The 18,932-nt window shown below is 68.4% G+C and carries 17 protein-coding genes; 13 read left to right on the top strand and 4 right to left on the bottom strand.

Annotation, left to right across the window (positions count from 1 at the left end):
* Together AB0E69_RS21355 and AB0E69_RS21350 are read left to right on the top strand one after the other, a co-directional pair.
* Positions 1–477, top strand: a 477-nt coding sequence (locus tag AB0E69_RS21355; protein ID WP_360148392.1) for a PT domain-containing protein, incomplete at its 5' end; no start/stop codon positions are given.
* 5 nt (positions 478–482) lie between these two features.
* A complete protein-coding gene (locus AB0E69_RS21350; RefSeq protein WP_360148389.1) occupies positions 483–1,553 on the top strand; it encodes a hypothetical protein in 1,071 nt (356 codons plus the stop codon).
* A gap of 62 nt (positions 1,554–1,615) precedes the next feature.
* Here the strand turns inward: AB0E69_RS21350 and AB0E69_RS21345 are convergent, their stop codons facing one another.
* Complete coding sequence (locus AB0E69_RS21345; RefSeq protein ID WP_360148386.1) at positions 1,616–3,079, bottom strand: lysine 2,3-aminomutase; 1,464 nt, start codon at positions 3,077–3,079, stop codon at positions 1,616–1,618.
* A gap of 145 nt (positions 3,080–3,224) precedes the next feature.
* Here AB0E69_RS21345 and AB0E69_RS21340 point away from each other — a divergent pair, with 145 nt between their 5' ends.
* From AB0E69_RS21340 to AB0E69_RS21305, 8 genes are all read left to right on the top strand, one after another.
* Positions 3,225–4,268 carry an L-erythro-3,5-diaminohexanoate dehydrogenase gene (locus AB0E69_RS21340; protein WP_360148383.1) on the top strand — a complete coding sequence of 348 codons (1,044 nt, stop codon included), beginning with the start codon at positions 3,225–3,227 and terminating at the stop codon, positions 4,266–4,268.
* Between the two features lie 3 nt (positions 4,269–4,271).
* Positions 4,272–5,849, top strand: a complete 1,578-nt coding sequence (locus AB0E69_RS21335; RefSeq protein WP_360148380.1) for an amidohydrolase — start codon at positions 4,272–4,274, stop codon at positions 5,847–5,849.
* Entirely contained in the window at positions 5,849–7,411 is a 1,563-nt protein-coding gene (locus tag AB0E69_RS21330) for a lysine 5,6-aminomutase subunit alpha (RefSeq protein WP_360148377.1), read from the top strand. The genes AB0E69_RS21335 and AB0E69_RS21330 overlap by 1 nt, the downstream gene beginning before the upstream one ends.
* Positions 7,408–8,145: an OAM dimerization domain-containing protein gene (locus AB0E69_RS21325; RefSeq protein WP_360148374.1), complete on the top strand. Its 738-nt coding sequence runs from the start codon at positions 7,408–7,410 to the stop codon at positions 8,143–8,145. Before AB0E69_RS21330 ends, AB0E69_RS21325 begins: the two co-directional genes overlap by 4 nt.
* Positions 8,146–8,535 (top strand): hotdog domain-containing protein, encoded by a 390-nt coding sequence (locus AB0E69_RS21320; RefSeq protein ID WP_360148371.1) that lies wholly within the window; start codon positions 8,146–8,148, stop codon positions 8,533–8,535. It abuts the gene before it with no gap.
* Positions 8,536–9,150: 615 nt separating this feature from the next.
* Positions 9,151–10,716 carry an apolipoprotein N-acyltransferase gene (lnt, locus tag AB0E69_RS21315; RefSeq protein WP_360148368.1) on the top strand — a complete coding sequence of 522 codons (1,566 nt, stop codon included), beginning with the start codon at positions 9,151–9,153 and terminating at the stop codon, positions 10,714–10,716.
* Between the two features lie 90 nt (positions 10,717–10,806).
* Positions 10,807–11,271, top strand: coding sequence for an FxsA family protein (locus AB0E69_RS21310; protein WP_360148365.1), 465 nt, complete (start codon positions 10,807–10,809; stop codon positions 11,269–11,271).
* A gap of 1,293 nt (positions 11,272–12,564) precedes the next feature.
* Positions 12,565–13,572, top strand: coding sequence for a hypothetical protein (locus AB0E69_RS21305; protein ID WP_360148362.1), 1,008 nt, complete (start codon positions 12,565–12,567; stop codon positions 13,570–13,572).
* A gap of 14 nt (positions 13,573–13,586) precedes the next feature.
* Here AB0E69_RS21305 and AB0E69_RS21300 read toward each other — a convergent pair whose 3' ends face one another.
* Positions 13,587–14,333, bottom strand: a complete 747-nt coding sequence (locus tag AB0E69_RS21300; protein ID WP_360148359.1) for a TetR/AcrR family transcriptional regulator — start codon at positions 14,331–14,333, stop codon at positions 13,587–13,589.
* 78 nt (positions 14,334–14,411) lie between these two features.
* Here AB0E69_RS21300 and AB0E69_RS21295 point away from each other — a divergent pair, with 78 nt between their 5' ends.
* From AB0E69_RS21295 to AB0E69_RS21285, 3 genes are read left to right on the top strand one after another with little or no spacing between them, the layout of a single operon-like run.
* The gene (locus AB0E69_RS21295; RefSeq protein WP_360148356.1) at positions 14,412–15,614 is read left to right on the top strand and encodes an alpha/beta hydrolase; all 1,203 of its coding nucleotides are present in this window, start codon (positions 14,412–14,414) and stop codon (positions 15,612–15,614) included.
* On the top strand, positions 15,611–15,985 hold the full coding sequence (locus AB0E69_RS21290) for a hypothetical protein (protein ID WP_360148353.1): 375 nt from the start codon (positions 15,611–15,613) through the stop codon (positions 15,983–15,985). Before AB0E69_RS21295 ends, AB0E69_RS21290 begins: the two co-directional genes overlap by 4 nt.
* Positions 15,982–16,788: a methyltransferase domain-containing protein gene (locus tag AB0E69_RS21285; protein ID WP_360148350.1), complete on the top strand. Its 807-nt coding sequence runs from the start codon at positions 15,982–15,984 to the stop codon at positions 16,786–16,788. The genes AB0E69_RS21290 and AB0E69_RS21285 overlap by 4 nt, the downstream gene beginning before the upstream one ends.
* Positions 16,789–16,834: 46 nt before the next feature.
* Here AB0E69_RS21285 and AB0E69_RS21280 read toward each other — a convergent pair whose 3' ends face one another.
* Positions 16,835–17,983, bottom strand: a complete 1,149-nt coding sequence (locus AB0E69_RS21280) for a GDSL-type esterase/lipase family protein (protein ID WP_360148347.1) — start codon at positions 17,981–17,983, stop codon at positions 16,835–16,837.
* Positions 17,980–18,924 (bottom strand): TetR/AcrR family transcriptional regulator, encoded by a 945-nt coding sequence (locus AB0E69_RS21275; RefSeq protein WP_360148344.1) that lies wholly within the window; start codon positions 18,922–18,924, stop codon positions 17,980–17,982. The genes AB0E69_RS21280 and AB0E69_RS21275 overlap by 4 nt, the downstream gene beginning before the upstream one ends.
* Positions 18,925–18,932 lie beyond the last annotated feature (8 nt).

Here is an 18,932-nt window from a genome sequence, read left to right as displayed (position 1 = left end):
GCGAAACCGACGGCGAAACCGACGGCGAAACCGACGGCGAAACCGACGGCGAAACCGACGGCGAAACCGACGGCGAAACCGACGGCGAAACCGACGGCGAAACCGACGGCGAAACCGACGGCGAAACCGACGGCGAAACCGACGGGGAAACCGACGGCGAGACCGACGGGGAAACCGGGACCGACACGGGAACGGATACGGGAACGGGTACGGGAACGGGTACGGGAACGGGAACGGATACGGGAACGGACACGGGAACGGACACGGGAACCGACACGGGAACCGACACGGGAACCGACACCGGAACCGACACCGGAACCGACACCGGAACCGACACCGGAACCGACACGGGGACCGACACCGGTGTGGTTGAGGTGGGGACGGATACGGCGATCGAGGTGGGGACGGATACGGCGATTGAGTTGGGGACGGACGGGGCCGTCGAGTTGGGGACTGCTCGGGGGATTGGTGAGGTGACGGTGGTGGAGCCTGAGGTTGAGGTGGTGTCGCCCGAGGTGGGGGAGATGCAGGGGCTGCTGGTGGCGGCTCGGCCGATGACGCGGCAGGCGGCGGACAAGGCGATGACGGGTGCGCTGCGAGCGGGCGAGTTGGCGCGGGCTTCGGAGTACGCCGAGGTGCATGCGCGGCACGTGACCCGGGATCGGGAGCAGTACGTGTCGATCCCGAAGCTGCAGCACGACATCGCACAGTTCGAGTACCTGCAGGACCAGCACGTCGACATCCCGGACCGCACGATCGACGCCTACCGGCAGGTCCTCGACGCCGCGCAGAAGGAGCGGGCCACGACCGACCGCTGGCTGATCACGGACCAGGAGTACGACCGGATCGGTGCCGTCTACAACCAGATCGTCCACCGCCCGGACACACCGCGGGTCCCAACCGCCTTGTCACCGACGTGGGACCCGCGCCAGGTAGAGCAGGAGTACCTCGACAACGGACCCGGGTTCGCGGTGATCGACGGCTTCCTGACCGACGACGCGCTGGCCGGCCTCCGCAGGTTCTGCCTCGAGTCGACGATCTGGTTCAACAACCGCTACGCGTACGGCCGGCTCGGATCGGTGTTCTCGCGCGGCTTCAACTGCCCGCTCCTCGTCCAACTGGGCGAAGAGATCGCGCAGGCGTTCCCGGGCATCATCGGACCGCAGCACCACCTACGCCAGCTGTGGGGCTACAAGAACGGCGCCTCTCAGCCGGCCACGCCGCCGCATGCCGACTTCGCCGCGGTCAACCTCAACATCTGGCTCACGCCTGACAGCGCGAACCAGGACCCGGCGACCGGCGGCCTCGACATCTTCGACCTGAAAGCACCCAAGGACTGGGAGTTCGACAAGTACAACAAGGACGGCCGCGCGATCCGGCAGTACCTCCGCGAGTCCAAGGCGACCCGCACAGAGATCCCGTACCGCGCCAACCGCGCCCTGCTCTTCAACTCCGACCTCTTCCACGCCACGCAGCCGCTCACGTTCGAGGACGGCTACGTCAACCGCCGGATCAACGTCACGTTCCTGTTCGGCAAACGCACGGACGAGTAGCTGAAAAACAGCGCCTTCGGTGCCACCCCCTGCAGTGTGGCACCGAAGGCCGTCTGGGCGGGTTAGTTGAGGTCCAGGAGCTTCTGCGACTCGGCGGCCGCCCGGGAGGCAGCCGCGCGGGACTCGGCTTCGGCGAGGTTGGTGCCGGCGTGCTGGGTCCACCACTGCTGGCCCTCGCGCGGGAGGGTGTCGATCGGGTCGTAGTACTCGTACGTCCGCTCGAGCGCCTCCGGGTCCTGCTGCTCGATGCCGGTCCGGTAGTTCTTCTTCCAGTACGAGATGCCGCGGGTCTCGTCGTACTCCGAGAGCTGGTGAACCCAGCGCTTGCCGACGTACGGGACGTCGCAGACAATCCGCGGGGTGGCGAAGCCGGGGAGGTAGCCGAGGATCCCGTGCTGCAGGTGTTGGGCGTCCTTCACGGAGACCCGCCAGTGCTCGGAGAACGGGATCATGTCGCACATGTAGAAGTAGTACGGCGTGATGTTCGCGCCGTCGAGCAGCGCGAAGCACAGGTCGAGCAGCTGCGGCACGGAGTCGTTCACGCCGCGCATCAGCACGCCCTGGTTGCGTACGTCGCGGAGCCCCGCCTCGAGCATCGCCTTCGACGCCTCGGCGACCAGCGGCGTCACGGACTGCGCCGAGTTCACGTGGGTGTGCATCGCGATCATCACGCCGCGCTCGCGGGCGATGCTCGCGACCCGCTCGACGCCGGCCCGGACGTCGTCGGACAGCCAGTGCTGCGGCATCCCCATCAGCGCCTTGGTCGCCAGCCGGATGTCGCGGATGTTCTCGATCTCGAGCAGGCTGGTGAGGAACGCCTCGAGCCGCGGCCACGGCATGTTCGCCACGTCGCCACCGGACACGACCACGTCCCGGACCCCCGGCGTACGGCGCAGGTAGTCGAGCATGTTGTCCAGCCGGGTCTGCGGCTTCGCCACGAACTTCAGCTTGTCGATCACTGGCGTCGAGTTCCCGACCAGGTCCATGCGGGTGCAGTGGCCGCAGTACTGCGGGCACGTCGGCAGGACCTCCGCAAGGACCTTGGTCGGGTATCGGTGGGTCAACCCCTCCGTGGCCCACATTTCGTGCTCGTGCAGCGAGTCCCGCGTCGCGTGCGGGTGCGACGGCCAGTCGGCCCGGCGGTCGGTGAAGACCGGGAGCATGTACCGGCGCACCGGGTCCGCGTAGAACGCCTCGGTGTAGTCGTCGGCGCCGGTCGGCACGATCGTGTTCAGCATCTGCGGCGGCAGCAGCATCGACATCGTCGCGCGCTCGGCCTGGTCCCGAGTGAGGTCCTCGTAGAACCGCTCCTCGAGCAGGTCGCCCATCACGTCGCGCAGCTGCTTCACGTTCTTCACGCAGTGCGACCGCTGCCACTGAACCGAGCGCCACTCCTCGGCGGTGACGTCCTTCCACCCGGGCAGCCGGGTCCAGTCGGGCTCGACGAGCTCGGCCCGGCGATAGGCGTACGGCTGGCCGGCCGGGTCCTCCGGAGCCGCCTGCTCCGGGATGATCAGGTCGGTCACGTGTCCTCCTGGGGGCTGCGAGGTGATGCGGTCTAGTGTGAGGATAGCGATAGAACTTCCCTTAGATCCAACAGTACGCCGCAAGAATTCTCGTCTGAGCCAGCTTTCAGTACTATTTTGCCCGATCGCAATCGAGGAGGAACCCGTGTCGTCCAGCCCTGTCGGACTGCATCGTGTACTCTCGCCCGCCGGCGTCCTGCCGCAGGCGGCCGAGCGGCTGGACGCCCGTCCGGAGCTGTGGCCGGACGAGATCCGGATCGCGGTCGAGCGGCTGAATCTCGACGCGGCTTCGTACCGCCAGCTCGCCGAGGCGCACGGCGGGGACGGTACGGCGGTGCGCCAGGCCGTGCTCGACATCGTCGCGGCGCGCGGCAAGATGCAGAACCCGGTCACCGGGTCCGGCGGCATGCTGGTCGGAGTCGTCGACGAGGTCGGGCCGTCGTCACCGCTCGGGGTCAAGGTCGGGGATCGGGTCGCGACGCTGGTTTCGCTGACGTTGACGCCGCTCCGGATCACCGACGAGCTGCGCCGCTGGGACGGCAAGAGCGAGCAGGTCCCGGCGGAGGGTCACGCGATCCTGTTCGCCCGGTCGATCGTCGCGAAGCTGCCGGACGACCTGAAACCGGAGCTCTCACTGGCCGTCATGGACGTCTGTGGAGCACCCGCGCTCACCGCGCGTGTGGTGCGCTCGTATGTCGACAAAGGCATAAAGCCTGTCGTGTCAGTAATTGGCGGCGCAGGTAAATCCGGCTCGCTGTCGCTGGCCGCTGCTCGGGCGGCCGGGGCTGCTCGGACGATCGGGATCGTGCCTGTTCAGGCGGAGCAGGACCGGCTGGCCGCAGCGGGCCTTGCCGATGTTGTGACGCTGGCCGATGCCCGGGATCCGGTGGCGCTGTCGGAGGCGGTCGCGGCGGCCGGGGAACCGGCGGACATCACCGTGGTGTGCGTCGACGTACCCGGTTGTGAGCACGGCGCTGTCCTGTCGACGGCTGCCGGCGGCACGGTGATCTTCTTCTCGATGGCGACGTCGTTCTCCGCGGCGGCGCTCGGGGCTGAGGGTCTCGCGGCGGACGTGACGATGCTGGTCGGCAACGGGTACGTGCCGGGCCACGCGGACTACGCGCTGGAGCTGTTGCGGGCCGAGCCGGGTGTCCGCGGTCTGTTCGAGAGCAGGCTGGCGGAGGATTAGTCCGTGCGCACACTTCTGACGAACGGTTCCGTCTACTCGCCCGCCGACCCGCATGCCACCGCGATCGCCTTCGATGACGGCGTTGTGACCTGGCTCGGGGACGACACCGGCGCGGGCTCGTACGCGTCCGGCGCCGACGAGGTCATCGACCTGGACGGCAAGCTGGTCACGCCGGCCTTCGTGGATGCGCACGTTCACACCGCGCAAACCGGCGCGCTGCTCACCGGTCTCGACCTCGCCGGTACGACGTCACTAGCCGAGGCGCTCGATCGGTTGGCGTCCTTCGCAGCTCGTCTTCCTGCTGACGCGGTGATCGACGGCGCCGGGTGGGACGAAACCAAGTGGCCTGAGGGACGGGCCCCGACTTCCGCGGAACTGGACAGAGCAGCGGGCGGGCGGCGCGTGTACCTGTCCCGGGTGGATGGGCACTCGGGCGTGATCTCCTCCGCACTCCTGCCGCTGGCTGTGGGCACTGGCTTGGACAGTACTGGGCGAGTGGAGCGGGACGCTCACCACGCGATTCGGGACGCGCTGAGCGAGCTGATCGGGCCGGATCAGCGACGAATGGACATCAAGGCAGCACTGCAGGCGATGGCCTCCAAAGGCATCGGGGCGTTTCACGAGATGGCCGCTCCGCATATCGGTCCGCTCTGGGAGCTGCCACTGGTACGGGAAGTCGCCGAGGAGCTCGGCTTGTCGGCGACGCTCTACTGGGGTGAGCCCGGCGTGTTCGAACACGTCGGCACCTACAACCTGGCGGGCCTCGCCGGCGACCTCAACGCGGACGGTGCGCTCGGCTCGCGCACGGCCGCGCTGAAGGCGCCGTACGCCGATCGCGCCGACCACCGCGGTCATGCCTACCTCACGCCCGAGCAGATCGCCGAGCACGTCATCGCCTGCACCGAGCGGAACGTGCAGGCCGGCTTCCACTGCATCGGCGATCAGGCGCTGGCGAACATCGCCGCCGGGTTCGAGCTGGCCGCCGAGAAGGTCGGTGTCCAGGCACTCGTTGCCGCGCGCCACCGTCTCGAGCACGTGGAAATGGTCGACGAGGCAACGATCGCGACCCTGGCCCGGTGTGGCGTCGTGGCCAGCGTGCAGCCGATGTTCGACGCGCTGTGGGGCGGGCCGGACAACATGTACGCCGAGCGCGTCGGCGACCGCTGGCAGGGCATGAACCCGTTCGGATCCCTGGCCCGCGCCGGCGTCGTACTGGCTTTCGGTTCGGATGCTCCGGTGACCGAGCTCGGCGGCTGGGAAGCCGTGCGGGCGGCCGCGTTCCACCACGAGCCGAGCGAGCGGATGACCGTGCGGGCCGCGTTCCAGGCGCACACGCGCGGCGGATGGCGGGCGGCCGGGATCGACGATGCCGGCGTACTCGCGCCCGGCACGGTGGCGACGTACGCGATCTGGGAGAGCGACGCCGAGCTGGTCGTGCAGACGCCGGACCAGCGGGTCGCGGCGTGGTCGACCGATCCGCGCGCCGGCGTACCCGTGCTGCCCGACCTGAGTCAGACAACGCCTACCTGTCTGCGGACGGTCGTCGGCGGCCGTGTCGTCTATCAAGCTGAAGGATTGTGATGGCGAAGAAGCTGGATCTTGATCCGGTCACCGTACGGAAGGCACGCAGCCTCGCGCGCAAGGCCGGCCGGCCGATCGTCAAGCTCGCGCAGCAGCACACCACGGTGTCGGTCGAGCGCGCGGTACTGCGTCTCGCCGGGCTGACCGGTGCCGACACCGAAGGCATTCCGTGGGTGAACCGGCTCGCGGACACTGTGCGCGCGGACGTCGGCCTTGAGCACGGTCTCGCCCTGCCGGTCTGGGACGCGCTGGTCCGGGGCGAGGCCGAAGACCTGGCCGTGCTGGCGCAGAAGGCCGCCTCAGGCTCGGTGACCTTCCGGCTGCCTGAAGGTCGGGACCTCACGCGGGCCAGGACGGCCGCCCGGAAGGCTGCGACCGCGGGGATGAAGCGGATCGACGGCCGGCGGCGGGAGCGGGACCGGCTGATCAAGCGGCACGGCGACCCGGAGCAGCGGCCGTGGATCTACCTGATCGTGGCGACCGGCGACATCTACGAGGACATCCCGCAGGCGCAGGCCGCCGCGCGGGAGGGCGCCGACATCATCGCGGTGATCCGGTCGACCGGGCAGTCGCTGCTCGACTACGTCCCGGAGGGCGCGACCCGGGAAGGGTTCGCCGGGACGTACGCGACGCAGGAGAACTTCCGGCTGATGCGGGCCGCGCTGGACGAGTCGTCGAAGGAGCTGGGCCGCTACGTCCGGCTGACGAACTACGCGTCCGGGTTGTGCATGCCGGAGATCGCGACGCTGGCCGGGCTCGAGCGTCTGGACATGATGCTGAACGACTCGATGTACGGGATCCTGTTCCGCGACATCAACCCGATTCGCACCTTCGTCGACCAGCGGTTCAGCCGGCAGATCCACGCCCGGGCCGGGATCATCATCAACACCGGCGAGGACAACTACCTGACCACCGCCGACGCGGTCGACGCGGCACACACGGTCACGGTGTCGCAGCTGCTGAACGAGTACTTCGCCAAGGAGGCCGGGCTCGAGGACTGGCAGCTCGGGTTGGGACACGCTTTCGAGATCAACCCGGACATCCCGGACTCGTTCCGGCTGGAGCTCGCACACGCGATGCTCGCCCGGCAGCTGTTCCCGGCGGCGCCGCTGAAGTGGATGCCGCCGACCCGGCACATGACCGGCGACGTGTTCCGCGGGTACCTGCTCGACGGGTTCTTCAACCTGGTCGGCGCGATGACCGGGCAGGGGATCCTGCTGGTCGGGATGATGACCGAGGCCGTGGTGACGCCGTGGATCTCGGACCGGGACCTGGCGCTGCAGAACGTCCGGTACGTGTTGGGGGCCGCAGGCAACCTTCATGAGGACTTCCGGCCGGAGCCCAATGGCTTCATCGCGCAACGGGCGCGGCAGGTGCTGGGGGAGTCCGTGGAGCTGCTGGAGCGGATCGTCGACGACGGGCTGCTGAACGCGATCGGCGACGGGACGTTCGGGTTGATGAAGCGGCCGCAGGACGCGGGTCGCGGCCTGGACGGGGTCGCGCGGAAGTCGTCGGAGTACTACAACCCGGCGGTCGAGCTGCTCGAGGAGGGTGTGGGATGAGCATCATCCGTCCCTACGGGGACACGACGGGCGACGGCATGGTGCAACTGTCGTTCACGCTGCCGGTCCCGCACGACAAGCGGGCCGAGGGTGCCGCCGTACAGCTCGCGAACAAAATGGGCATGGACCCGGCGCTGGTCGTGCACTCGAAGCCGATCGGGCCGGACTTCACCTTCTTCGTCGTCTACGGGCCGGTGAACCACCTGGTCGACACGTCGAAGGTCGAGGTCATCGAGCGCGACTACCCGCTGCTGTCGCCGAAGGAGGTCAACCTCGCCATCCGCAAGGGCCTGCGCCGGCGGCTGACCGTTGTCGGCGCGTGCATCGGTACCGACGCGCACACGGTCGGCATCGACGCGATCCTGAACATCAAGGGGTTCGCCGGCGAGAAGGGGCTCGAGTACTACCGCGAGCTCAAGGTGGTGAACCTCGGCGCGCAGGTCGCAGTACCCGAGCTGGTCCGGCGGGCGCGGGCGGAGAAGGCCGACGCGATCCTGGTGTCACAGGTGGTGACGCAGCGGGAGGCGCACGTGCTCAACACCAAGGAGATGTCGGCGGCGTTCCGCGAGGCGTACTCCGAGGACGCGCGGCCGGTACTCGTTGCCGGCGGCCCTCGTTTCACCGAGCAGATGGCCGGCGAGCTCGGGGTCGACCGGGTGTTCGGCCGCGGCACCACGCCGGGTGAGGTGGCCAGCTACCTCGTGGACGCACTGGTATCGAAGAGGAGCGCTTAGGTGTCAAAGGCAACCATCGGGCTGACCGTCACGCACCGCCGGTACATCCCCTACAGCCACGCGCACTACGCCGGGAACCTGGTCGACGGCGCTTATGTGCTCGGCCTGTTCGGTGACGTCGCGACCGAGGTCTGCATCCAGGCCGACGGTGACGAAGGGCTGTTCGCGTCGTACTCCGACGTCCAGTTCCTGCAACCGTTGCGGGCCGGTGACGTTGTGGAGGTGAAGGCAACGATCACCCGGGTCGGCAACCGCAGCCGGGAGCTCTCCTTCAGCGCTTTCGTCGTCTGCCGCGGGCGGCCGGACAAGTCCGAGTCGGCGGCCGAGGTGCTCGCCGAGCCGCTCGAGATCACCCGCGCGGTCGGGACGGTCGTCGTTCCGGTTGGGTGACGAATAGTTGCCCTGGGTAACGATTACGTGGCGTGCCGAGACCGCTCTGTAACGTGACTCGGGTGAGGGATTCTCGTTTTACCTGCGTGGCCGGGCGATAGTGTTACAACGGGCTCAAGAGCCCGGGGGAGAGGTTGACACCGTCGCCGTCAGCGAGCATCGTTTTGGGAGTCGTCATATCCCGTTTGATCAACGGTCACACGAAGTTCGGCCACCGGATGATCCCGCGACGCTGACCAGGCCAGTGCCAGGCTTGAGTCGACGGGGGCTGAGATCGCCGGTGGTAAGCCCCCCGCGGGGCAGAGGTGGAAGAGGCTCGGCGGCCAGTAGACAACAGCCGGACGGTACGCAGCCAGCGCATCGTCGGTTGGTCCGAAGGCACGCTGAGCCTCTTTCCTCTTCTCCAGGGCCTGTGACCAGGCTAGCTTGCTGACTCGCGGTCACCGCGTCATCTCCGTCGGTGTGTTGTCCCGGCGATGACACCGTTTGGCTACTGGCCGGATACATTTGCGTGTCCGGGACGTTGTACGGTCGTGCGACCGGCGGCCGCGCCGGGTCTGGGTGCGGACTGTGTTGCTGGCTGTTTTGCGGACTGTGAGGACAAGGGGTTACCGCGTGGACCGGTTGAAGGCTCTGGGGCGGGTCCTACCGCGGGTAGCGGTGGCTGTGGGTGCCGGCGTACTGCTTGGCCTGGCCTTCGAGCCACACGACCACCCCTGGCTGACGATCGTCGCCGTACCGCTCTTCCTCGGTGCGCTGAGCGGGGTGTCGAAGAAGGCCGGGTTCCTGATCGGTGCCGGGTTCGGGATCGCGTACTACGCGGTGCTGGTGCCGTGGCTCAGTGTCATCGGCGGCGACGCCGCGATCGGGCTGGCGGTCCTGGAGGGGCTGTTCTATGCGGTCTTCGGGTTGTTCGCGACGCAGGTGCTGAAGCTCCGGCTGTGGATGCTGTGGATCCCGGCGCTGTGGGTGGCGACCGAGTTCGCTACTGCGTCGGTGCCGTTTGGTGGGTTCCCGTGGGGGCGGCTCGCTTGGGCGTTCTCCGACGTACCTTTGGGCAGGCTTGCGTCCTATGTGGGCATTCCTGGGCTGAGTTTTGTGGTCGCGTTCCTCGGCGTGCTCGTGTTCGCCTTACTGCGGCGGGCGAGTGGGCTGCGGGTGCGGGCTGTCGCGCTGGTGGCCGGGTTGGCGATCGTGTTCGGGAGCTCGCTGATCCACTTGTCGCTCGAGGGTGACGGGAAGACGGTCACGGCTGCGATGATCCAGGGGAACGTGCCGGGGAAGGGTCTTGAGTTCCTCGGGCGGGCGCGGACCGTGACGCGGAACCACCTGCAGGCGACGCTCGACCTGGAGAAGGCGGTCCAGGACGGTACGGCGCAGAAGCCGGATCTGGTCATCTGGCCGGAGAACTCGACGGACATCGATCCTTACAAGGACCCGGAGACGCGGGCCGATATCGAGCAGGCGGTGCGGGCGGTCGACGTACCGATCCTGGTCGGCGCGGTGACCGAAGGGCCAGGGGAGAACGAGCGGCAGACGACGGGGATCGTGTGGGACCCGGCGAGCGGACCGGGTCAGCGGTATGCGAAGCGGCATCCGGTGCCGTTCGGTGAATACATCCCGTTCCGGAACCAGTTGCTGCCGTACATCAAGCGGCTGGAGATGATCGGGGCGCAGACCGTGCCCGGGGTCGGGCCGGGCGTGATGCCGATTCGCGGAGTCACGTACGGCGACGTGATCTGCTTCGAGCTCGCGTACGACAACGTGATCTCGGACGTGGTGAAGGGCGGGGCGCAGGTCCTCATCGTCCAGACCAACAACGCGACGTACGGCGGGACCGGGCAGCCGGAGCAGCAGTTCGCGATCACCCGGATGCGCGCGATCGAGACCGGTCGCACCATCCTGATCGCGTCGACGAGCGGGATCTCCGGGGTGATCCGGCCGAACGGGACCGTCGAGCACAAGTCGGGTCAGTTCGTGCGGGACGTCTACGTCGCCAATGTCCCCGTCCGCGACGGGCAGACGCTGGCCACTACCCTGGGCAGCTGGCCGCAGTGGATCCTCACCGGCCTCGGCCTCCTCGGGATCGTGCTGGCGCTGGCCGGCGCGCGTCGCCGTACCTCTCCGCCACCGCCGCCGGCCGCGGGGCCAGCCCGCACCCGCGAGAAAGTTCCCGCCTGATCGGGGTATCCCCTGAACGGTCCCCGAGGCTCGTGAGAACAGCCGCCGTACCTGCAACACTGAGGGGAATCACCGGAAGGGGTTGCGGACATGCCGTGGCTGATCGCGCTCGCGCTGCTCGTCGTACCGATCGCGGAGATCTACGTGATCATCCAGGTCGGCCAGGTCATCGGCGGCTGGCCGACAGTAGGCCTGCTGCTGGTCGAGAGCGCCCTGGGCGCGTGGATCGTGAAGCGTGAAGGCCGGCGCGCCTGGAACGCCCTCCAAACCGCGCTGCAGACCGGCAAGATGCCCGGCCGCGAACTCACCGACGGCGCCCTCGTCCTGATCGGCGGCACCCTCCTCCTCACCCCCGGCTTCCTCACCGACATCCTCGGCTTCTTCTTCGTCCTCCCCTTCACCCGCCCACTGGCCCGCCGAGCAGTCACGTCGTACTTCTCCCGCCGAGCCGCCCGCCTCACCCCCACCACCCTCAACCCCTTCATCCCAGGCGCCACCCCGCCGCCGCGGAACGACGACGTAATCCAGGGCGAAGTAATAGACCCCGAAAAGTAGTCCCCCTACGCGTGCTCCGCGGCCACTCCGTCGTCGCTCCACTCCTCCTACGCGACCACTACGCACGCTCCCACCCACCCTCCGGCTTAACGCCGGCGTGCTGCCAGCTGCCGCTGGCGGGTGACTACCCCGGGCTGGCGTACTACCTCGTCGTACTGCTGTTACGGCTGGTGCTGGTAGTCCCATCGCGGTGCTACGCACGACTCCTTCGTCGCCGAGCTACGCGCCGCCCCACCCACCCCGCTTGTTCGGGGCTGCCGCCCGGGTGTTCCCGGCTGGCGCCGGGTTCTGCTCGCTGCGCTCGCTGATGACGAGCTGTCGCTCGTGGTTTCCGGCTGGCGCCGGGGGTTTCGCTCGCTGCGCTCGCGGGTGACTTCCCCGGGCTGGCGTCCTTCGTCAACCGAACGCTGGTGGCGGGTTGAGGTGGTTGACCAGCGCGGTGCCGCCCACAGCTCCTCGATCTGCCGAGCTACGCGCCCTCACCCACGCTGCTTGTTGTGGCCGCCGCCCGGTGGATCCGGCATGCGCCGGAGGTTTTGCTCGCTGCGCTCGCGGGGTTCCGAGCTGCCGCTCGCGTTCTGTCCCGCACCGGGAGTTGCTCGCGGCTGCCGGCATGCCTCCGTCGGTGCGTCGGGTGCGTTCCCGTTCGAGGTAGCACCCGATAGCCCGCAACGCAGCCTCCGCCACACCCGCCTTGTCACCCACTCCCATCCTCCGTCATTTGACGGGCTAACCCATGAAATTGCCCGTTCGCCACCCTGCATGCCACCAGGAAACGGACCACCCAGCCGGTGAACCCCTCAAATGCACCAAGGAGATGCGCCGCAGGGCCGCTCGCTGCGCTCGCGGGTGACTGCCCCAGGTCGGCGCCGGTCTGCGAACCTACCGCAGGTGCCGGATGCTGCTGGTGTCCCAGCGCAGGGCTACTGCCTCGTCGCCGGCTGCCGCTCCTGTTGTGTTTGTTCGGCAGTGCTGAAGTATTGGCTGTTGGCAACTACCCGAACTGTGACACTTTCTGGGATCGTGGGTGGTCAGGGGACATGCGAGGGGGGAACGACATGGGGGCGCAGCCGCCGAACGAGAACGGCGAATACCTGGGTGCTACGCAGCTGCATGACGGGGTTGTGTGGGTGTGGGACGGGAAGGCCTGGAAGCGGGGGCGGCGGCCGGGGCCGCGGTTTGCTCGTGGGATAGGGCGGGGGCGGCCAGAAGTGCGGAGGCGGCCTCGTGGGTGACGTGAATCCGGCGCCGGCGGCGGGTGCTCCGGCTGCGGCGGGTGATACCAGGTGGGTGGTGGCTTCGGCTGAGTTGCGGAGTACGGCGAAGTGGGTGATCACCGCGCTGGCCGCGGTGGCAACGGTGGTGTTCGGCGCGGGGCCGGTGGTCAGTCGGCCGAGTCTCGACTTTCACGACGATGCCCTGCAACTCGTGATCGCGGGCGTGCTCGGGGTCGCCGGGCTGATCGGGATCGGGATGCTGATCTTCGGCGTGAGCAAGGTGCTGCTGCCGGTGGAGGTGAGCTTGGACAACCTTCCGGCGGACCTGGTGGAGAAGATCGACAGCGCCCCGGAGTCGGTGCTGCCGGCTGATGCGCACAGTCTGCGGGAGTTTCGTGACCAGCTTGCGGCGTACCGCGTGGCTGCGGTCGAGTTGCCGGACAAGGCCGAGGACGCTGACCAGCGGGCGGCCGACGCGTACGACAAGGACCCTGCGGTGCACGCCGCCGCGACGCAGGAAGCGCGCGAACTCCGCAACGCGTACGACGACGTAGCCGCCAACCTGGCGCTCTATGAGTCGGTGCGGACCGACGTGATCGACCGCGGCGCCTACACGAAGCTCAGCCAGGTCTTCTCCGGCAAGCAGGGCGTGTGGATCGCCGGTGCGCTGATGGCCGGCATCGGTGGGCTTGGTTTCCAGTTGGCGCTCACCTCTTCACCGTCGGGGAGCGAGCCGGCGGCCAAGGCAGCCGCGGTGAATCAGGTCGCGATGCTCAGCGGATCCGGGGCCCGCGCCACGCAGTTCTGGACGACGTACGGGCTCAAGGCTTGCGAGACGACAGGTGGGCAGGTGCCGGTGCTGGTGACGGGTGGCGAGGGTACGGCGGACTCGCCGTACGTCGTGCAGACCCTGCCGAGCAAGGTGCAAGCCGTGCCGAGCAACGTGCCGACCGTGCCGAGTAACGTGCCGACCGTGCCGAGCGAGCCTGCGTGTCCGGCGCTGACGTTCAACGCCGACCCGGAGGTCTTCGCGCTGGTCGTGCCGAAGCGGCAGGAGATCACCATCACCGTGAAGAAGAAGTAGGCACTCGCCGGCGGCTAGCTGAGGCTGTTGCCTATGTAGTCCCAGGTTTGGGACTCGATGTGGCGGAGTTGGGTGGGGGAGAGCGCTCGGAGCGGGCCGTGGGTGGTGAGGGTGGCCAGGCCGTGGACAGTGGACCAGATGGGGAATTCGAGGTCCTTTCGCCGGGTCGGGGTGATGACGCCGGCGGTGACCAGGTTGTCCAGGGCGGTGCGGAGCAGGCCTAGCGGGGTGGGGTCGGCGTCTTCGGTCGAGGCGTAGGTGTGTTGTTCGGGGACGGCGAAGGCTGTCGCGAACAGGCCTGGTTCCTCATGGGCGAAGCGTAGGTACGCGGTGCCGATCGCGCCGAGGCGGCGTTGGGCCGCGGCGGGGTTGTCTTGTTTGCCGCGGACTTTGGCGATCTCGGCGCTCATCCGGTCGGCCAGTTCGTGCATCGCGGCGGTACAGACCGCGGCCAGGAGTTCGTCGCGGTCGGCGAAGTGGCGGTAGGCGGCGTTGGGTACTACGCCGACGGCGCGGGTCGCTTCCCGCAGTACGACGGCATCGGGACCGCCGGTGCGGGCAAGTTCGAGGCCGGCTGCGACCAGACCGGCGCGCACATCACCGCGCGGCCGGCGTCGACGCGGCTGCACACCGGGGCCGCGAGGCGCCTCGGTCGCCGGAGACGCGTCGGTGCCGGAAGACGCATCCGCGTCGGGAGTCGCGCTGCTGCCGGGACGGGGTAGCGCGTCGGGTGCGTCCGGGGCTGGGTCGGCTGGGGTCACGGACTCAGGATAGCAATGTGGACGGTGTCCACTAATCGAGCTACTGTGGACATTGTCCACATAGCTGGGAGGCACTCGATGGATGGCAGCAAAGTCGTGCCGACGGAGGCACGAGACAACACGCAGGACCCGCACCACAGGCAAGAGCAGGACGCCGCGCAAGTGCTGCATGGCGTGCAGGCGCAGGAGCCGGGGCAGGACTCGCACGACGGGCAAGCGCAGGACGGCGTACAGCTGCAGGACGGCGTACCGGTGCAGGAGCAGGTTTTGGTGACGGCGGATGAGTGGTTTGCGGGTGGGGAGCGGCGCTGGTACGACCCAGCAGCGGCTCTGCTGTTGAGGGAGGACGAGGCCTCGGGCCGGACCGACCTGCTGAAGGTGTTCGGACGGGTGACGCGTGTGTCGGCGGACGGTTCCCGGCGCTCGGAGGTAGAGCTGGATCCGGACGGCGGGTCGGACGAGGTGTGGTTGACGATGTTGCCGGGGTTTCCGGAGGGCTCCTACGGGTGGGCTCAGGTTGATCGGTTGCTGCCGGTGGGGTTGGGTCCTCGGTTGTATGTGGAGCCCGTAGGCCAGGGGGACTCGGACAAACCGAGGGGATACGCGTACTCGACCGTCGAGCGGGCTGATCTGGTTGCGGCCTGGTGGCAGGAGCTTGGGGTGCGGCGGACTGTGGTGGTGACGTTCGACTACACCTCGCTGGCGTTGCTCGAGTTGTTGCGGCGGCAGTTGGAGCGGCCCGGGGAAGGGACGACCATCACCGCCGCTTTCATGGTCAACGGCGGCTTGTATCCGGACCGGCACACCCATCCCCTCCGAGGTACGCCGTTGTTGAGGTCGCCGCTGGGGGCGCTCGTCGCACGCAGGTCGCAGCAGTCGGCGGTGGCGTTCGGGCAGGGTTTCAAACAGGCGCAGATGTACTCGCGCGGATATCAGGTGACCGAGGCCGAGCTGGTCGAAACCTGGTCCGCCTTGGTACGACGCGACGGCGCACGGTTCCTGCACGAGGGTGCCGGGTTCGTGAAGGAGCACCGACGCAACGGCGCGCGCTGGGATCTCGCGGCGATCGCGCGTGCGCTCGACGGTTCGGTCAGCCTGACCGTCGGCGGCAGTACCGAGGATCCGTACGAGCACCGTCAGGTCGCCGCCTCGGGCACCCGGGTGCCCGAGGCCGAGATCGTTACCTTCCCGGGTGGTCATCTGATCACAACCGAACAGCCCGCCATGTTCGCCGCGGTGATCAGCCGGATCGCGCGCCGGCACGGAGTGCTGGAGCAATGAGAACCGCAGTCAACATCCTGGTCAACGGCATCGGTGTCTACCTGACATCTCTCGCGGCCCGGCCGGCGATCGAGTTTCAAGGCAAAGGACTCGGGCTGATCCTGACGATCGCGGTCGTCGGTCTGCTCTTCGGTCTCTTCAATACGTACGTCGTACGCGCAAGGGCGAGCTGGCCCGTCATCGTCCTGATCACCTTCGCTGGCAATGCGACCCTGCTGTGGTTGGTAGCGATCGGAACTGATCACCTGACCAATCGCTTACACATCGAAGGCTTCTGGCCGGTAGCAGTCGGCGGGCTGATCGCAACCACGGTCGCGATCGCCCTGCAGGTCCTGCTGCCGACCCGCACCCGAACAAAGGAACTCGTATGACCGAACGAGCAACGCACTATCGGACCGGAAGCGTTCAGCACGACATCACCCAGGCGCTCGTTGCCGCCGGCAAGAGTCTCGACGATCTGAAGCCGGCCGAGCTTGCCATGCTCGAGGATTACCACACCGGCGGACGGCTGGTGACCGTACAACTCGTGGATCTCGCGGGAGTGACGCCGGAGAGTCGGGTGCTCGACGACGGCGCTGGGATCGGCGGTACGGCGCGCTACCTGGCAGACCGGTTCGGGTGCTCGGTGACGGCCGTGGATCTGTCGGCGGAGTACTGCGAGACCGCACGCTGGCTCAACGGGCTGGTGGGACTGGGCGACAGGATCGACGTACGGCAGGGAGACGTGACGGCGCTGCAACTCGAGGACGACTCGTTCGACATTGTGTTCAGTCAGCACGTGCAGATGAATGTGGCGCGGAAGGACCTCCTGTACGGCGAGGCGCGGCGGGTACTGCGGGACGGCGGCCGGCTCGCGCTGTGGGATATAGCGGCGGGCGATGGTGGCGAGCTGGACTACCCGCTGCCGTGGGCGGACGGGCCGGAGCACAGTCATCTCGTTACCCCGGAGGACCTTCGGGCAGAGATCGAGGGCGCCGGCTTCACGGTTGAGCACTGGGCGGATCTGACCGAGCAGGTCGGGGATGTGATGCGGACGATCCAGGGGCTGCCGCCGAACCCACTCGGGCTGCATGCGTTCGTGCCGTCTTTCCGGGAGCGCGGGAAGCACCTCACCGAAGCCCTCACCGACGGCCGCCTCCGGGCAATCCAGGCAGTCGCAACGATCAGCCGCTGAACGAGCGATCAGCGGCTGAACGAGCGATCAAAGGATGAACGGGTGATCAGCCACTGAACGGGCCCTTGGACTCGAAGGCCAGCGACGTGAAGCGGTCGGCGAGCAGGGCGTGGGTGTCCGCGTCCGGGTGGAGGTCGTCGGGGAGCGGATGGGCGGCGTTGTCGGCGTCGCCGTACAGGGAGCGGCCGTCGAGGTAGTGGAGGTTGGGGTCGGCGCGGCGCTGGATGATGCGGTCCAGCTCCGCGCGGATGATCGACAGGGTCAGCTTGCCGGCGGGGATCTCTTCGGGGTTGCCGGCGGCAACGAAGCGGAGCTCGCCGTCGGCAAGGGCGGAGAGGTCCCAGCCGGTCGGGCCCGGGGTGGCTTCGTGGATCGGGCAGAGAATGGGGGAGATCACCAGCAGCGGAGTGTGCGGGTGGCCGTCGCGGATGGTGTCGAGGAAGCCGTGGACCGCGGGTGTGAAGGTGCGCAGCCGGAGGCCGTCGGCGTTGACGACGTTGATGCCGAGTTTGAGGCTGATCAGGTCGGCCGGCGTGTCGCGGATGGTTCGGGCGATGAACGGCTGCAGCAACGCGCTCCCGCCGAAGCCGAGGTTGATGAGGTCGACGCCTGCTTGGGTCGCGGCGAGGGCGGGCCAGGTGCCGGTCGGATGGGTGGCGTTGGAGCCGTGGCTGATCGAGCTGCCGTGGTGCAGCCAGACCCTGCGGCCGGAGGGAATCGGTGCGATCGGGGCGTCGCTGCGGAGGGCTACGAGCTCGGTTGTCTCGTCGTGCGGGAGCCAGATCTCGACCGGCTTCGGTACGCCGGGGAGACCGGTGATCCGTAGCGTCTGCGCCGTACCGGGCTTGGTGTCGGTGGCGCCGGACATCAGGTCGATGGTGATGACGTCGCCGCCGGTCGCGGTGAGCTGGGCGAACAGCCGGCCGTCGACGAGGACGTCGTACACGCCGTCGGGGCGTGGGGGAGCGCCGGTGTAGTCACGCTTGGTCGGGAGCGTGTCGAGCTCGATCGTCGTCGCGGCGGTGCTGAAGACGAGGCGTACGCCGGAGGGCTGGGACTCGACCATCTCCAGTTGACCGTCGTCGTACTGCGCTCGCGCCCACGCCGGGAGGCGGTGCGGGAGGAGGCCGCGGCCGGTCTGCTCCAGGTCGAGGGCGCCGCGGAGCAGCTCGGCGGTGATGGGGATGGTGATCACGACGGGTGCCTTTCGGGCCAGGTGCGGAGGAGGCAGTCGAGCGCGTCGAGGATGCGCGGCCAGCTGTCGTCCGGGCTGGGTTGGCTGTAGGCGAACGAGCCGGCTTGCTCGAGGGTGATGTAGCCGCTGATGAGACTGCCGATGAGGCGTACGGCGTCGGTCTGCGCGGGCTCGTCGAGGTCGTATCCGCGGAGGATCGCCCTGGCCAGCTCCGCATGCCTCCGCCCAGCAGCCACGAACTCTTTCCCCAGAACTGAGGAAGAAGAAGTGCCGCCACCAGCCTGCTCGAGCAGGGCGGAGGAACCGGAGGCGGACGGGGCGGAGGAGTCGGACGTCGCTGCGGTGGACGAGCCCGACGCTGGTGAGGCGGGGAAGCCATCCCGGTCGGCCGAGGTGGGCGACGTGACGGACCCGGAGGCGGGTGACGAGGCGGGCGAGGTGGAGCCGGGCGTCGGGGGGATCGCGCGAGCGGGGCGATGAGCCCGGTCGGGCGAGACGGGTGACGTGAGGGAGCCGGAGGTGGGTGACGAGGCGGGCGAAGTGGAGGTGGGCGGGGCGTCAGAGCCGGACGGCGGGGGGATTGCGCGAGCGAGGTCCTGAGCCCGGTCGGGCGAGGTGGGTGGGGTGTAACGGGTGGCGGTGTAGCGGCCGGGGTGGGATTGGGCGTAGGTGCGGTGGGTGTTGGCCAGGGCGGTCAGGGCGTCGTGGGTGGCTCGACCGGCGACTGCTGCAGAGGCTAGGTCGGCTAGCTCGGTCAGGGCGACGGTGGCGATGCGGGTCTTGAGGTCGGCGGAGTTCTTCACGTGGGAGTACAGGCTCGCGACCTGCACGCCGAAGTGGCGGGCAACAGCGGACACCGTGACCTGGTCGAAGCCCAGCGAATCGGCCAGCTCGGCGCCCGCCGACGCCAGCCGGTCCGCGGTCAACCCTGCTCTAGCCATAACTCATT

Origin of the sequence: Kribbella sp. NPDC026611, assembly GCF_040638345.1 — a bacterium.
In the GTDB taxonomy this organism is placed as follows: domain Bacteria; phylum Actinomycetota; class Actinomycetes; order Propionibacteriales; family Kribbellaceae; genus Kribbella.
Note: the sequence above shows the minus strand (reverse complement) of the source record. Positions and strands in the feature narration are given on the sequence as shown.